This is a genomic window from Methylobacterium sp. CM6247, assembly GCF_054817925.1.
Genome location: NZ_JBTXKX010000003.1, coordinates 1572354 through 1586760 on the forward strand (window position 1 = coordinate 1572354; position 14407 = coordinate 1586760).

Genomic DNA, 14407 nt, shown 5'->3' on the forward strand with positions numbered 1-14407 from the left:
GCTACTTCTTCACCGAGTCGAAATCGAAGGGGCGGTCCAGGATGTCGTCCCAGCCGTAGGGGCATTCCGCGGGAAACTCATCCGGCGGCAGATGGGTCTCGTCGGCGGCCCAATCGCGTGCGTCCGGGTAGGCGTCGCTCAGCGCCTCGTCGATACGAGGCTTCAGCCCGGGATTGCTGGACAAGATCCGCCCGTAGCGCCGCCGTTGCTCACGGATCGAGAAGATCCAGCTCGGCGTGCGGTGCTCCGGCTGCTGGTCCCATTTCAGCATGTGCATGACGAGGACGCGCAGGGTGCTCTGAAGCTTGGCGAACTCGCTCTTCGACAAATCCTCGAGTTCCTCGGCCATGTGCTCGAGATCGAGCTCCTCGAAGCGACGGGCGCGCAGGAGATCGGCTTGCTGGATCAGCCACGAATAGAAGTCATCCTCGTAGCGCGCACGATTCGGTGCGCGCTCGGACGGTGACGATTCCCGTATCTCACCCTTCAAGGCCGGTTCGGCCATCGCGTCCTCCGCGTCGATCCTCAGCTCAGCGCCACGTTCATCGCGCTCTCGGGCAGCTCCTTGCCGAAGGCACGCTGGTAGAATTCCGCCACCAGGGTGCGTTCGAGCTCGTCGCACTTGTTGAGGAAGGTCACCCGGAAGGCGAAGCCGATATCCTGGAAGATGTCGGCGTTCTCGGCCCAGGTGATCACCGTGCGCGGGCTCATGACGGTGGAGAGATCGCCGTTCATGAAGGCGTTGCGGGTCAGGTCGGCGACGCGGACCATGCGGCTGACGATGTCGCGGCCGCCGTCCCGCTGGTAATGCAGCGCCTTCGACAGCACGATGTCCACCTCGCGGTCATGGGCGAGGTAGTTCAGCGTCGTCACGATGGACCAGCGGTCCATCTGGCCCTGGTTGATCTGCTGGGTGCCGTGATAGAGGCCGGACGTGTCGCCGAGGCCCACCGTGTTGGCGGTGGCGAACAGGCGGAAGGCCGGGTGGGGGCGGATCACTCGCTTCTGGTCGAGCAGCGTCAGGCGGCCCGAGACTTCGAGCACGCGCTGGATCACGAACATCACGTCCGGGCGGCCGGCATCGTATTCGTCGAAGACCAGCGCCACGTTGTTCTGCAGCGCCCAGGGCAGGATTCCGTCCTGGAAGGCGGTGATCTGCTTGCCGTCCTTCAGCACGATCGCGTCCTTGCCGACGAGATCGATGCGGGAGACGTGGCTGTCGAGGTTGATCCGGATGCAGGGCCAGTTCAGGCGGGCGGCGACCTGCTCGATATGGGTCGACTTGCCGGTGCCGTGATAGCCGGTGACCATCACGCGCCGGTTACGGGCGAAGCCCGCCAGGATCGCCAGGGTGGTCTCGCGATCGAAGATGTAATCCGGGTCGAGATCGGGAACGTGCTCCTCGCTCTGCGAGAAGGCCGGCACCTTGAGGTCGAGATCGATGCCGAAAGCCTCGCGGACGGAGACCATCCGGTCGGGCAGCGAGGCGGGGGTGTCGTCAGAAAGCATACGGGACCTCGTCGGGGCGGGCGCCGGCATGGACCGGGCTCGCGGATCTATCTCGGTGGGCATTGCCGGGTCCCGCACGGGGCGAGACGTGGAATACCACCTTTAAGGGGCTGCGTCGGCGGACGCCAAGGGGTGCGAGAACTCGATATAGGGCCTCCCGCGCGGTTTGCCGCCTCCCACCGCACGTCATTTGCAAAAACGTGCATCGTTCGTGCCGGTTCGCGGCACCCGGCTCAGCACAGGCCGGCGGCACGCAGGGTGTCGTGGGCGCGGATGATGTCGCGCAGCCGCTCCTCGAACGAGCGGTCGCCGCCATTGGCGTCGGGGTGGAAGCGCTTCACCAGCACCTTGTACTGCGCCTTGATGGCGGCCGTGTCGGCGTTCTCGTCGAGGCCGAGCACGTCGAGGGCCTTCAGGGCGGCCACCGTGAGGCGCGGCCGGCTCGGCTCGGGCTTGGCCCGGCGCGAGGTCTCGCCGACGCCTTCGCTGCGCAGGATGTCGAGCGGGTCGACATAGGCCCAGTCGCGCTTCGGGTCGCCCGGTTTCGCACCGGCGGCCCGCGTCGCCGGGTTCACGCCCATCGCCCAGGTCGGGCGGTGCCCGATCACGGCGTCCTTCTGGTAGGCCTGGACGGCGGCGTCGTTCATGCCGTCGAAGTAGTTGTAGGTGGCGTTGTAGGCGCGCACGTGGTCGATGCAGAAGCGCCAGTACTGGCCTTCCGCCTTGCGACCCTTGGGAGCGCGGTAGAGCCCGGCATTGGTGCAGCCGGGGGTCTCGCAGCCCGTCTGGGACGCAGCCTTGGGCTCGTCGCAGGAGGGTTTGCGCTTGATGCGGATGCTGTCGAACAGACGCGAGTTGAGATCCATGGTGGGGCGATTATGAGAGGGCGGGTCCGAGACACAAGGGCGGCGGGCCTGATGACGCATGCGGAGATCGGGGGTTGACGACCCCGAAGCCTCCGGACGCCTACAGGCTAGGAACGAAGCGACGGAAAGACGAGGACACGATGGCCGGCACGCTCAAGGATTGGATCACCGGAGCGCTCGACGCGCAACTGGCGCCGCAAACCCTGGTGGTCGTGGACGAATCCCATCTGCATGCGGGTCATTCGGGCGCACGGCCCGAGGGCGAGACGCATTTCCGTGTCGAGATCGTCTCCGCCGCATTCGAGGGGAAGAGCCGGGTCGAGCGCCACCGGATCGTGAACGGCGTTCTCGACGAGGCGTTCAAGCGCGGGCTCCACGCCCTCGCGGTGAAGGCGAAGGCGCCGTCCGAGGCCGCCTGAACGGCTCCGGCATACGAGGAATATGGTGGCGATGGCCCTGCAATGCACCCCGCATCTCGCCATCGACGAGGCCGAACTCGAAGAGACGTTCGTGCGCGCCTCGGGACCGGGCGGGCAGAACGTCAACAAGCTCTCCACGGCGGTGCAGCTGCGTTTCGATGCGCGTCGCTCGCATTCCCTGCCCGACGCCGTGGCGGTGCGCCTCATGCGCCTCGCCGGGCGGCGGCTGACCCAGGACGGGGTCATCGTCATCATGGCCCAGCAGTTCCGCACGCAGGACCGCAACCGGGCCGATGCGCGCGAGCGCCTCGCCGCCCTCGTCGCCGAGGCGGCGGTGCCGCCGACGCCGCGCCGGGCGACGCGCCCGACCCTCGCCTCGAAGAAGCGCCGCCTCGACGAGAAGTCCCGGCGCGGCGCCACCAAGCGCCTGCGCAGCGACGGCGGAGGCGATTGAACTCATCGCCAAGCGGCGCCGATCCCGACCGATGGTCGTTCTCGACGCGTTCGGCGGACGGGGACGAAGTCCATTCATCATTCGCCGGTCGCAGGGCTTATTTGAGGTGTTTCTCCAAGGCTTTACCTCATCTTGAGGTGCTCTGCTGGGATGATCGATTTCGCCAGACGATCGGCTCCGGCATGAAGATCCGCCCGGAAATCCGATGAAACACGCGCTTACTTCACCGGTCCCCTTGCGTCCGGCGGATGGTATTCTTCCGCGCCGGTGACATAGGCGCTGCCGGGCTTCAGCACGGTGAGGGCGATGGCGATCAGGGCGAGGAGCGCCGCGAGGGCCGCCGGGAACAGGAAGGCGTCCTCGCCGAAACGGGTCTGGAGGAAGCCGCCGATCACCGCCCCGGTGCTGAGGGCGCCCCAGAGCGGCGCCTGGATCCAGAACGACGGCGCGACCTTGCCCATCAACAGGTTGGCGAGCCCGGTTCCGAAGCGCACCACCGCGCCCGTGACATAGGTGAGGGCGAGGCTGCGCCCGGCCTCGTCCTGCAGCGTGGCGTTCTGGAGGCCGAGCGCGATGACGATGGGATAGACGTGCAACGGCCAGGAGAAGGTGCCGTAGGGCATGACGAGACCGATCGCGAGGAGCACCGCCTGGAGTAGCAGCATCACCGAGAGCCGCCAGCGCCCGACCCAGGCCGCGATCAGCGTGCCGATGAAGGCGCCGAAGCAGAACATGACGATGACCGAGCTGACGCGGGCCGTGCTCTCCCAATCGAACTTGCTCACCGAGACGCCGAAGCGGGTGGTGTTGCCGCTCATGAACGACATGAAGAGCTGTGAAAATTCGAGGAAGCCGATGGAATCGGCGCATCCGGCCAGTGCCGAGAGGGCGAGTGCGAAGGGAATGCGCGTGCTCGGGCTCGCGGGAAACGACTTGTCGGTCTTATCGGCCATGCGTCTGAACAGGCTCCTGGAAGAGAACGGTAAGCGTCGGGAGAAGGCCGGACCTTACCGATCGGACGCGACGGATAAACCGCCTGCGCCGCGTTGGTGCGGATGAATGGGGGAGTGTCGTGCCGTGCAACACATACCGGCCCGCTTCGGTTCAACTCAATCGCGCACAATTGGGATTAAGGCGCCGGAGGACCCGGTTTGCGCAACAGGACGACGCGCGCCGCCACCTCGCTCCCGCGCTCGCGGCGGATCACGGCGGGTTCGAGACCGAGCATGTCCAGACCGGCCTCGTCGGCCAGCCGGCGCAGGTAGCGCTCGCCATGGGCGTAGCGCGCATCGGCACCGAGAACGAGGCCGCCATCGGGGTTCCACTGCACCGTGAAGGCCACGAGGCCCGTGGGCCTGAGTATGCGGGCGGTCTCGGCCATGACCGGGGAAAGGCCGCCGACATAGATGAAGACGTCCGCCGCGATGACGAGATCGGCGCTGTCTTGCTTCTCGCCTCGGAGAATGGGGACGAGATCGCCCTCGATGAGCCTGTCGTAGCGCCGCCGCCGGGCGGCTTCGGCGAGCATGCCGGGGGAGATGTCGATTCCCGTCAGGGTTCGCGTGCGCCCATTCAAAGCCTCGCCCACCAGGCCGGTGCCGCAGCCGAGGTCGATCACGTCGCCGAAATCCGCCCGCGCGCCGTCCAGCCCGTCGAGGGCCCTCACCAGCAGTTCCGGCCCGCGATATTGCAACTCGCCTACGAGGTGGCGCTCGAATCGCGGAGCGTAGCCGTCGAACAGGGCGCGGATATAGGCCGGCGAGATCGCCCCCAAAGCCGCGCCCTCGCCGATCTGGACGAGGCGTAGCCGGGCCCCGAGTTCGTCATGCGGGTCGAGGTCGAGGGCATTGCCATAGGCCCGCAAGGCGGCATGGTGGTGGGCGACATCCGCTGTGGCGAGGTGGCGGGCCTCTCGCGCCCGTCCGAGCAGGAACCACGCCGCGGCGTAACGCGGCGCGATCTCCAGGGCCTGCTCGGCCATCTCGGCCGCGCCCTCCGCATCGCCCTCGGAGAGACAGGCCTCCGCATAGGCGTAGCGCCGGTCGGCGAGGAGATCGCCCGAACTGTTCTGAAGTGACGTCTGCGCTCGCGGGTTCATGCGAGCGCCCTATATCACGTCGCATGATCCGCCATCCCCATGTTCGGCCCTTCGCAGTTCGGCCCTTCGCAGTTCGGCCCCTCGCAGTTCGGCATCCCGCATGAGCCTGAGTGCGAGCGACCTCCTGACCCTGACCCGCGAGGGGCTGTATTGCCCCCTCGGCGGGTTCCACGTGGACCCGACCTGGCCGGTGCCGCGCGCCCTCATCACCCACGGCCATGCCGACCATGCCCGGTCCGGCCACGGCAAGGTGCTGGCCACGGGCCAGACCCTGCGGATCATGGCCGTGCGCTACGGCGAGGATTTCTGTCAGACGCGCCAGGAGGCGGTGCTCGGCGAGGACATCCGCATCGGCGACGTGACGGTGCGTTTCGCGCCCGCCGGCCATGTCCTCGGCTCGGCCCAGATCTCCATCCAAGCGCAGGGCGTGCGAGTGGTGGTCTCGGGCGATTACAAGCGCGCCTACGACCCGACCTGCCTGCCCTTCGAGGTCGTGCCCTGCGATGTCTTCATCACCGAGGCGACCTTCGGCCTGCCGGTCTTCCGGATGCCGGACACGGCGGGCGAGGTACGTAAGCTCCTCGATTCCGTCGCCCTGTTCCCCGAGCGCGCCCACATCGTCGGCGCCTATGCGCTCGGCAAGGCGCAGCGGGTCATGGCCCTGCTGCGGGAGGCCGGCTACGACGAACCGATCTATCTCCACGGCGCCATGGAGAAATTGACCGAGCTCTACAAGCGCGAGGGCATCCCGCTCGGGGAGACGCCGAAGGTCGTCGCGACGGAGCGCGGAAAACTCCACGGCGCCATCGTGCTCTGCCCGCCTTCGGCGATCCAGGACGTGTGGTCGCGCAAATTCCCCGATCCCGTCACCTCCTTCGCCTCGGGCTGGATGCGGGTGCGGGCGCGGGCCCGGCAGAAGGGCGCCGAACTCCCCCTCGTCATCTCCGACCATTCCGACTGGCCGGACCTGTGCCGCACGATCCGCGAGACCGGGGCCGGCGAGGTCTGGGTCACCCACGGGCAGGAGGACGCCCTGGTGCATTGGTGCGGGACGCAAGGGATCAAGGCCAAGCCGCTCCACATGCTGGGCTATGGCGATGACGGCGAGGGCGAAACCGCCGCGCCGGCCGAGGAGGCCGCCGCGTGAACGACTTCGCCCATCTCCTCGACCGCCTCGCCTACGAGCCGCGCCGCAACGCCAAGCTGCGCCTGCTGCAGGATTATTTCGCCCATGCGCCGGACCCGGAGCGGGGCTGGGCGCTCGCCGCCATGACCGGCAACCTCAGCTTCCGCGAGGCCAAGCCGGCCATGATTCGCGGATTGGTGGAAGCGCGGGTCGACCCGGTGCTGTTCGCGCTCTCCCATAATTACGTCGGTGATCTCGCCGAGACCACCGCGCTGATCTGGCCGTCTCAAAACCCTCCCCCCTCTGCGGGGGAGGGTGGCCCTCGCGTGAGCGAGGGTCGGGAGAGGGGAGCGCCATCTCCGGAAAGGTCGTCCCCTCTCCCGCCTGCTCCGCAGGCACCCTCCCCCGCAGAGGGGGGAGGGGATGCAGCAGCGGCCGGTCCGGGCCACAACAACCCGCCCCCGCACATCCCGACCCTCTCGGAAGTGGTCGAGACCCTCGCCACCGTGAAGAAGGCCGACCTGCCGGCCCATATCGCCGGCTGGCTCGATGCCCTCGACGAGACCGGGCGCTGGGCGCTGTTGAAGCTCATCACCGGGGCGCTTCGCGTCGGCGTCTCCGCCCGCCTCGCCAAGACGGCGGTGGGGGCGCTCGGCGGCCACGAGGCCGATGCGGTGGAGGAGGTCTGGCACGGGCTGGAGCCGCCGTATCTCGGCCTGTTCGCCTGGGTCGAGGGGAGGGGGGAGCGCCCCACCACCCTCAACCCCGCGCCGTTCCGCCCGCCGATGCTCTCCCACCCGATCGACGAGGAGACGGATTTCGACAAGCTCGATCCGGCCGCCTTCTCGGGCGAGTGGAAATGGGACGGCATCCGCGTCCAACTCGCGGGGGGGCGCGACGAGGCCGGGGAGCAGGTGGCGCGGGTCTATTCGCGCACCGGCGAGGACATCACGCATGCCTTCCCCGATCTCGCCGAGGCGATCACCTTCTCGGGCACCATCGACGGCGAATTGCTGATCCTGCGGGAGGAGCGGGTTCAGAGCTTCAACGTGCTGCAGCAGCGCCTCAACCGGAAGGCCGTGACGCCCAAGCTGTTGGAGGAATTCCCGGCCCATGTCCGGGCCTACGACCTCCTCACGGCGGAGGGCGAGGATCTGCGCCCGCTGCCCTTCGCGACCCGCCGCGCGCGGCTCGAGGGTTTCGTCGCGGCCCTGGATCACGCCCGCATCGATCTCTCGCCGCTCGTGACGTTCGAGACCTGGGACGATCTCGCCGAGGCCCGCGCCGATCCCGCGAGCGTGGGGGCGGGCGAGGATGCCGACGCCATTGAGGGGGTGATGCTGAAGCTGCGCGACAGCCCCTATCTGCCCGGCCGCCCCAAGGGTCCGTGGTGGAAGTGGAAGCGCGAGCCGCATCTCGTCGACGCCGTGATGATGTATGCCCAGCGCGGCCACGGGAAGCGCTCGTCCTTCTATTCGGACTACACCTTCGGGGTCTGGCGCGAGCGGCCGGAGGGTGGGCGAGAACTGGTGCCTGTGGGCAAGGCCTATCACGGCTTCACCGATGCGGAGCTCGCCAAGCTCGACCGCTTCGTCCGCAACCACACGACCAAACGCTTCGGCCCCGTGCGCGAAGTCGCCTACGGGCCGGAGGAGGGCCTCGTCCTGGAGATCGCCTTCGAGGGCGTGCAGCGCTCCACCCGGCACAAATCCGGCGTCGCCATGCGTTTCCCCCGCGTCCACCGCATCCGCTGGGACAAGCCCGCCGCCGAGGCGGACGGGATCGGAATTCTGGAGACCATCCTGGCGCGCGGCGAGCGGGAAATCGCGCCGGGCGCATCGATCGACGAGGAGGCATCATGACGGCTGCAGGCAGGATCGGCGGGATCGAAGGTTTTCAGGAAGGCGAGATCCGGCGCCAGGCCAGCGCCCGCTTCACCGTCTCGACGCCGGGCCAGGGCTTCACCGATGTCACGGCGGCGGTGGCCGATTTCCTCGGGCGCAGCGGTATCGAACAGGGTCTGCTCACGCTCTTCTGCCGGCACACCTCGGCCTCCCTGACGATCCAGGAGAATGCCGATCCCGACGTGCAGAGCGACCTGATGGCGGCCCTGGACGGGCTCGCCCCGCGCCATCCCGGTGGCGGGTACATCCATTCGGCGGAAGGCCCCGACGACATGCCGGCGCATATCCGCACCCTGCTGACGGATTCGGGGCTGACGATTCCCGTCATCGACGGACGTCTCGTCCTCGGCACGTGGCAGGGCATCTATCTCATCGAACACCGCGACCGGCCGCACCGGCGCGACATCGTCCTGCACGTCGCCGGCGCATAGGCGGCGGTAAGGGACCGGCGGCGCGCCGTCATCGGGCGCGCCGCCGGTCCGGGTCACGCGGCCCGGCCGTTCCGGCGGCAGCCGACCGTCGGGGTGCCGTGTTTCGAAACCCAGACCGCCGCCTGGGTCCGGTTGCTGACATTGATCTTTCTCAAGACGTTCTTGACGTGGATCTTCACCGTTGCCTCGGAGATCCGCAATTCCCGGGCGATCGACTTGTTGGAATGCCCGGTCGACAAGCAGGCGAGGACTTCGATCTCGCGATGCGAGAGATCCGATGCCGCTGCGGGCGCCGTCTCTACGCCCTTGGCGAACCGCATGAGAGCCGGCCTCGGGAAGCCGTTGCTGCCCCCGGTCAGATGCGAGGCGGCACCGATGGAGATCACGATGTTACCGCCCATCACGACGTTCAACGATCGGATCAAGGCGATCGGCTGCGCGCTCCGGTTCAGGCAGGCCTGGATGCCCCGCTGCAGCAGGTACCGCGGCACCGCCGGATCGGTCTCGGCCGTCAGGGCGACGATCCGGGCCGTGGGAAAGTGGGATTGCACCAGGGGAACCAGCGCTCCCTCGATCTCATCCTGACCGAACTCGCTCAGAATGATCAGCTCCGGCATGTATCCGATCTGTAGATCTGCAATATCGTCTATCGAATCGAGGACTGAATATCCGTTCTGGTTCAATATTCCAACGAGACCGTCCCGTTCGAGCCCTCTCGGGCCAATGACAATGGCGGGTATGGTCGTGGTCGCAGAGGTCAGACTATCCGGTCCGACGATCATGCTGGGAAGGAAATCGGATTGGGGAGGTTCGGAAGAAGCATTGATACTGAGTGGCATCGGGCTAACTCCAATGAAGACTTGGAAATAGATGGCATGGCCATCGCTCTGCCGGCATGAATGAAATGCCGCCGTATGAACGTCGCACTGTCGTCCTGCTGCGAAGGCGAGACGCAGTCTCATAGCAGTCGATCGAAAATCGGGTCGTCGTGCTGAGCAGGTGATCGTGATGAAACAAATGTTATTATTTCAGGTTACAAATATCAGCGGATCGTTGTTGCCCCCTCCCTCAGTGTCGAATTCTATGACGATTGAATAACATGGGGACATCGCGTGCAACAAGAAAAAATGAACACTTCAAATCTGTCGTGTCGAGCGCGTATGACTGCCTGTAGGTCAATGATTCCGCGCTCGCTGAAGCCTCGATTTCAGCAAGCCTCGGGTGGTAAAACGCTCTTGCACGTAGGCGTGGAAGCCGAAACCGACGTCTTGGAGCGGCCCCCGTCATGCCGGCCTCCGAAGCCTGGAACAGTCGAGACCTGCGAAAGGCCGTACCGTGGTATGACTACTTAGATCCGGTCCGAACCAGGGATTGTTCAAGGTTAGAGCAGGTTACTGGCCCTCATGGACCGGCCTTCATGGACCGGCGCGATCCTCGCCGTGCCGAAAGCTGCGCCCGAGGGGGGAGCGGAAGATCATGCTGGCGCCGATGCCGAAGCCGAAGACGCACCAGAACCAGATGCCCAGCATCGGTCCTTCGAGCGCCACGTCGAAACACGCGTCCACGAACATGCCGAGGCCGTAGCAGCCGATCCAGATGAACAGCTTGGCCCAGTGCTCCTCCCCGCGCCGGCGGGCCCAGAGCAGGCTGTGGAACAGCATCGTGAACCAGGTCGCCAGCACGCCGAGCCACAGCACGAGGCCGGGGACGCCCGAGCGCGCCAGATAGGTCATGTTGACGTTGTGGGGGCTGCGCAGCACCGCGTCGGCCGTCACCCATTGCTTGTAGCCGTCCTCGAGGGCGATGTTCACGCCGAAGCCCTTGCCCGTCCAGAAATACGGCCCGCGCAACGTGTAATCCTGGATCGTCGCCCACCAGCGCAGACGGAACTCCTTGGTCGCCTCGAAATTCGAGGCCTCGCTGACGCCGACCACGCTCTTCAGGCCCTCGACGATCTGCTTGGGTCCGGTCGCCCGCTCGTTGCCGGGAAGCTGGACGCTGAGATCGAACAGCGTCGCGATGATCGCGGCGACGAAAAACACCAGGACGATGGGCATGAACTGCCGCAGCCGCCGCCCGGCGATGGCCGCGACCACCACCGGCGCGAGGCAGGTCAGCATGGCGCCGCGGCTCGAGGTGACGACGATCATGCTCGCCATCAGCACGGCGATCCAGAGGCGCGAGAAGCGGCCGAGCCCCAGCAGGACGAAGACGGCGATGGCCGCGAGGTGGCTGGCGGCCTCGCCGGCCCGGACGCTGGGGATCTGGATCTCGGTGCCGGGGATTTTCAGGAACGCCGAACTCAGGCCGTACACGATGCCGCCGGCCAGGGCATAGAACCGCGCGAACCGGCCATAGGCGTCCATGGCCCGCCCGAACCGGCCGGGTTCCTCCAGCAGCAGGGCGACGACGATCAGGGCGAACAGGCCGTAGAGGGCCAGCACGCTGTCTCGGGGGGCGTCCATCCCGTAGGGGCCCAGATACGGCACGGTCCGGTAAAGGACCCAGCCCATCAGGACGATGAGCATCCGGCTCGCCGGCGTCGCCAGGATGGCGAGCCAGCATCCGGACCGCAGCAGCGCGATGAGCCCCCCGGCCAGGGCCATCTCGCCGACGAAGAGCGGCGGGATTCCCAGATAGGCGAAGGTCTTCCCCAGCACCGCGTAGCCCAGGAGCACGATGACGAGGGCGCGGGAGTAGCGTTCGGTGAAGTCGTCGGCGGACCGGCCGAGGGGGAGGGCGGTGTCGAGAGGGGACTGGATCACGCGGGCGACCTCATTCGACGGGCCGGGAGTTATGCGAGCACTCTGAGGGGCGTTCGATGGGATGTTTCGGCCGGTTCACTTGCGAAGGTCGATCGTCCCACCAGATCATCTCGTCCTGATGTGCCCTTTGCTTGAGCAAAGGGCCTCGAAGGAGCGCTCCAGCCACCAAAGCGATCCCTGGAGGGCTCCTTCGAGGCCGCTACGCGGCACCTCAGGATGAGGTCGAGCCTTGGAAAACGGTTCAAACAGGCTCCCGGAGCTAAGCCCCGACCACGTTGGGTCGGGGCACATCTCCAGGCCTTTGTTTTGCCGCGCTCTCTTTTTCGCCGAACCGGCATCCACTTCGTCGGAGAGCGCTCTAGACCGCGATCGGCATCGTCCGGTGCGAGTCCATCGCCTCGGCGTAGATCCCCAGGAGCTGGTTCGTGGTGACGGTTTCGCTCCAGCAGGTTTCGTATTTCAGCCGTGCCGCCCGGCTCATGCGCTCGGACGCGGCACGATCGGTGAGGATCCGCGTCATGGCGCGGGCGAGATCGGCGGCGTCGCCCGGGGCGGCGTGCAGGCCGGTCAGGTCGTCCGAGACGATCTCGGCCAGCGAGCCGATCCGCGACGCGATCACCGGCAGGCCCATGGCGAAGGCTTCGACCACCACCATCGGCAATCCCTCGTACCAGAGCGAGGGGACGATCAGGGCCCTTGCCCCCCTCATCGCGGCGCGAACCTGCGCGGGGGTGACCTGGCCCCGGTCGTCGAGATCGGGCGAGGCGGCGACCTGCGCGGCCAGCGGCCCCGTTCCGATGACCGTGACCCTGCAGCCGGCGATCCTGGCCGCGGCATCGAGGGTCTCGACGCCCTTCTCGGTGGTGAGACGTCCCACGAACAGTAATCCCTCCCGCGCGTCTGCAGAGACCGGGCCGGGATCGGCGAGCCCGTTCGCCTTCACGGCGATGCGGTGTCCGGGCAGGCCCGCCGCGATGAACCGGCTGCGCTCGAACTCGGTCAGCGCGATGAAACGGTCGACATGGTTCGCCCAGGTGCCGGTCTGCCTGTGATGCTGGATGGACCGCGCCACCGCGAGCGATCCGAGCCGGGAATCCCGGTAGCACCGGTGCAGCACCGCGTTGTAGGCGGAGCCGCCGACGCAGACCTCGCAGGGCGAGCCGTTCCGCGTCAGCATCGCGTTGGCGCACATGATCCGGTAATTGTGCAGCGTCTGGATCGTGGGCGTTCCCGTCTTGCGGACGGCCACATGCACCATCGGCGAGATCAGCGGGAAGTAATTGTGGACATGGACCACGTCCGGCCGGAAGAGATCGATCTCCTTCAGGACGAGGCCGATGTTCTTCGGAGAATTCACCGATTGGAACGCCGCGCGCAGGCGGTCGACCGGCGTGACGATGGACTTGTTGCTCAAGGTGAAGAGGCGGACGTCGCAGCCGGCCCGTTCGAGGGCGCCGATCTCCTGGGCGACGACGGAATCCTCGCCCCCGTGGAACTGGTACTCGTTGTGGACGATCAATACGCGTTTCGACATCTCGATCGCCTCACAATCGTTGCTGTGACCGCTGGTCAGTCTTCATCCGGCCGCGGGCGCGGCGTTACTCGGCCGCCACGGAATGCAGGACCGGCTGAGACTGCGCGATCTCTTCCTCGATCCAGCGGTAGGTCGGCACGAGCCCCTCGCGGATCATGATCTTGGGCTCCCAATCGAGAACCTTGCGGATCAGGCTGTTGTCGCTGTTGCGCCCACGCACGCCCTGCGGCTTCGTCAGGTCGTGGCGCTTGGTGATCGTCTTGCCCGCGATCTCCGCCGCGATATCGACGAGGTCGTTGATGCTGATCATCTCGTCGGTGCCGAGATTGATCGGCGCGCAGTAATCGGAATGCATCAGCCGGTACAGGCCCTCGACGCAATCGTCGATATACATGAAGGAGCGGGTCTGCAGGCCGTCACCCCAGACCTCGATCTCACCGCCATCGGGGCAGAGCACCACCTTGCGGGAGATCGCGGCGGGCGCCTTCTCCCGGCCGCCGTCATAGGTGCCGAGCGGACCGTAGACGTTGTGGAACCGTACGGACCGGGTCGGGATCTTCCAATCTTCGGTCATGTATTGGCACATCTTCTCCATGTAGATCTTCTCGAGCCCGTAGCCTTCCTCGGGCTGGGCCGGCCAGGCGACGTCCTCGGAGAGCGGGGTGACGTCGGGCGAGAGCTGGAGATGCTGGGGATAGACGCAGGCCGAGGAGGAGAAGAGGAACTTCTCCAGGCCGCTGTAGCGCGCCGCCTCGATCATATGCGCGCTGATCAAGGTGTTGTTGAGCGTGATCTCCGCATGCGAGCCGCTGATGAAGCCGATGCCGCCCATGTCGGCCGCGAGGTGGTAGACCTCGTCCATGTCCTTGACGGCGATGGCGCAATTGTCCCGCATGCGAAGATCGACCTGCATGAAGTCGTGCGCGGCCGAGGCTTCGTATTGCGGGAGCTTGATGTCGGCCCCGCGGACCCAATAGCCCTTGTTGACGAGGCTTTTCACGAGATGGTGTCCGATGAAACCACCGGCCCCGGTCACAAGTATCTTTTTCATGACAGACAGCCCTTATTCAATGCGTGTCGTCAGAAGAACTGCATGATCGCCGAATGTATTGGTAGGAACCTTGAGGGTTAGATCGAACGCGCTCACGGTGTCGCGTATAGTACCCTTGCGCCGGATGTGGCGACTTGGCGGTCAGAGGTGCCGGGCAAATGTGAGCCCACGGCCTCCGCCATCCTCCGGATGCCCTGCTTGATGGGACTTCTTAGCGGATGCTCATGCCGAAGTCGGTCATCTGCCAGAG

Annotated in this window: 14 protein-coding genes; 5 read left to right on the forward strand and 9 right to left on the reverse strand. The window is 66.5% G+C overall.

The genetic code is table 11. From position 1 onward, the window contains the following. Position 1: 1 nt before the first annotated feature. From ACYQOP_RS08315 to ACYQOP_RS08325, 3 genes are all read right to left on the reverse strand, one after another. Complete coding sequence (locus ACYQOP_RS08315; RefSeq protein WP_461222056.1) at positions 2-505, reverse strand: DUF29 domain-containing protein; 504 nt, start codon at positions 503-505, stop codon at positions 2-4. Positions 506-525: 20 nt separating this feature from the next. After that, positions 526-1509, reverse strand: coding sequence for a cobaltochelatase subunit CobS (cobS, locus tag ACYQOP_RS08320; protein ID WP_056422487.1), 984 nt, complete (start codon positions 1507-1509; stop codon positions 526-528). Between the two features lie 233 nt (positions 1510-1742). Continuing rightward, positions 1743-2375 carry a J domain-containing protein gene (locus ACYQOP_RS08325; protein WP_056422483.1) on the reverse strand — a complete coding sequence of 211 codons (633 nt, stop codon included), beginning with the start codon at positions 2373-2375 and terminating at the stop codon, positions 1743-1745. A 140-nt stretch (positions 2376-2515) separates the two neighbouring features. On the opposite strand from ACYQOP_RS08325, the gene ACYQOP_RS08330 reads away from it, so the two are divergent. Both ACYQOP_RS08330 and arfB read left to right on the forward strand, forming a co-directional pair. Further along, the gene (locus tag ACYQOP_RS08330; RefSeq protein WP_056422480.1) at positions 2516-2794 is read left to right on the forward strand and encodes a BolA family protein; all 279 of its coding nucleotides are present in this window, start codon (positions 2516-2518) and stop codon (positions 2792-2794) included. A 31-nt stretch (positions 2795-2825) separates the two neighbouring features. Continuing rightward, on the forward strand, positions 2826-3248 hold the full coding sequence (arfB, locus tag ACYQOP_RS08335; RefSeq protein ID WP_200919010.1) for an alternative ribosome rescue aminoacyl-tRNA hydrolase ArfB: 423 nt from the start codon (positions 2826-2828) through the stop codon (positions 3246-3248). Between the two features lie 218 nt (positions 3249-3466). Here the strand turns inward: arfB and ACYQOP_RS08340 are convergent, their stop codons facing one another. Then, positions 3467-4201 carry a YoaK family protein gene (locus ACYQOP_RS08340; protein ID WP_056422475.1) on the reverse strand — a complete coding sequence of 245 codons (735 nt, stop codon included), beginning with the start codon at positions 4199-4201 and terminating at the stop codon, positions 3467-3469. Positions 4202-4377: 176 nt separating this feature from the next. Beyond that, positions 4378-5346, reverse strand: coding sequence for a class I SAM-dependent DNA methyltransferase (locus tag ACYQOP_RS08345; protein WP_461222057.1), 969 nt, complete (start codon positions 5344-5346; stop codon positions 4378-4380). A gap of 100 nt (positions 5347-5446) precedes the next feature. Here ACYQOP_RS08345 and ACYQOP_RS08350 point away from each other — a divergent pair, with 100 nt between their 5' ends. From ACYQOP_RS08350 to ACYQOP_RS08360, 3 genes are read left to right on the forward strand one after another with little or no spacing between them, the layout of a single operon-like run. After that, entirely contained in the window at positions 5447-6493 is a 1047-nt protein-coding gene (locus tag ACYQOP_RS08350) for a ligase-associated DNA damage response exonuclease (RefSeq protein WP_461222058.1), read from the forward strand. Further along, on the forward strand, positions 6490-8334 hold the full coding sequence (locus tag ACYQOP_RS08355) for a cisplatin damage response ATP-dependent DNA ligase (protein WP_461222059.1): 1845 nt from the start codon (positions 6490-6492) through the stop codon (positions 8332-8334). Before ACYQOP_RS08350 ends, ACYQOP_RS08355 begins: the two co-directional genes overlap by 4 nt. Further along, a complete protein-coding gene (locus ACYQOP_RS08360; RefSeq protein ID WP_461222060.1) occupies positions 8331-8807 on the forward strand; it encodes a secondary thiamine-phosphate synthase enzyme YjbQ in 477 nt (158 codons plus the stop codon). Before ACYQOP_RS08355 ends, ACYQOP_RS08360 begins: the two co-directional genes overlap by 4 nt. A gap of 53 nt (positions 8808-8860) precedes the next feature. Here ACYQOP_RS08360 and ACYQOP_RS08365 read toward each other — a convergent pair whose 3' ends face one another. The 4 genes from ACYQOP_RS08365 to ACYQOP_RS08380 form a co-directional block, all read right to left on the reverse strand. After that, positions 8861-9424 (reverse strand): response regulator transcription factor, encoded by a 564-nt coding sequence (locus ACYQOP_RS08365; RefSeq protein WP_156467629.1) that lies wholly within the window; start codon positions 9422-9424, stop codon positions 8861-8863. Between the two features lie 798 nt (positions 9425-10222). Beyond that, positions 10223-11572, reverse strand: coding sequence for an O-antigen ligase family protein (locus ACYQOP_RS08370; protein ID WP_461222061.1), 1350 nt, complete (start codon positions 11570-11572; stop codon positions 10223-10225). 358 nt (positions 11573-11930) lie between these two features. Continuing rightward, the gene (locus ACYQOP_RS08375; RefSeq protein WP_461222062.1) at positions 11931-13106 is read right to left on the reverse strand and encodes a glycosyltransferase; all 1176 of its coding nucleotides are present in this window, start codon (positions 13104-13106) and stop codon (positions 11931-11933) included. Between the two features lie 64 nt (positions 13107-13170). Next, a complete protein-coding gene (locus ACYQOP_RS08380) occupies positions 13171-14157 on the reverse strand; it encodes an NAD-dependent epimerase/dehydratase family protein (protein ID WP_461222063.1) in 987 nt (328 codons plus the stop codon). Positions 14158-14407: the final 250 nt, after the last annotated feature.

Excerpts from the sequence above, each read along its gene's own strand:
- ACYQOP_RS08360 (WP_461222060.1), top strand. The coding sequence starts at position 8,331 with ATGACGGCTGCAGGCAGGATCGGCGGGATCGAAGGTTTTCAGGAAGGC.
- ACYQOP_RS08380 (WP_461222063.1), bottom strand. The coding sequence starts at position 14,157 with ATGAAAAAGATACTTGTGACCGGGGCCGGTGGTTTCATCGGACACCAT.
- ACYQOP_RS08345 (WP_461222057.1), bottom strand. The coding sequence starts at position 5,346 with ATGAACCCGCGAGCGCAGACGTCACTTCAGAACAGTTCGGGCGATCTC.
- ACYQOP_RS08350 (WP_461222058.1), top strand. The coding sequence starts at position 5,447 with ATGAGCCTGAGTGCGAGCGACCTCCTGACCCTGACCCGCGAGGGGCTG.
- ACYQOP_RS08375 (WP_461222062.1), bottom strand. The coding sequence starts at position 13,106 with ATGTCGAAACGCGTATTGATCGTCCACAACGAGTACCAGTTCCACGGG.
- ACYQOP_RS08330 (WP_056422480.1), top strand. The coding sequence starts at position 2,516 with ATGGCCGGCACGCTCAAGGATTGGATCACCGGAGCGCTCGACGCGCAA.
- cobS (WP_056422487.1), bottom strand. The coding sequence starts at position 1,509 with ATGCTTTCTGACGACACCCCCGCCTCGCTGCCCGACCGGATGGTCTCC.
- arfB (WP_200919010.1), top strand. The coding sequence starts at position 2,826 with ATGGCCCTGCAATGCACCCCGCATCTCGCCATCGACGAGGCCGAACTC.
- ACYQOP_RS08325 (WP_056422483.1), bottom strand. The coding sequence starts at position 2,375 with ATGGATCTCAACTCGCGTCTGTTCGACAGCATCCGCATCAAGCGCAAA.
- ACYQOP_RS08365 (WP_156467629.1), bottom strand. The coding sequence starts at position 9,424 with ATGCCGGAGCTGATCATTCTGAGCGAGTTCGGTCAGGATGAGATCGAG.
- ACYQOP_RS08340 (WP_056422475.1), bottom strand. The coding sequence starts at position 4,201 with ATGGCCGATAAGACCGACAAGTCGTTTCCCGCGAGCCCGAGCACGCGC.
- ACYQOP_RS08315 (WP_461222056.1), bottom strand. The coding sequence starts at position 505 with ATGGCCGAACCGGCCTTGAAGGGTGAGATACGGGAATCGTCACCGTCC.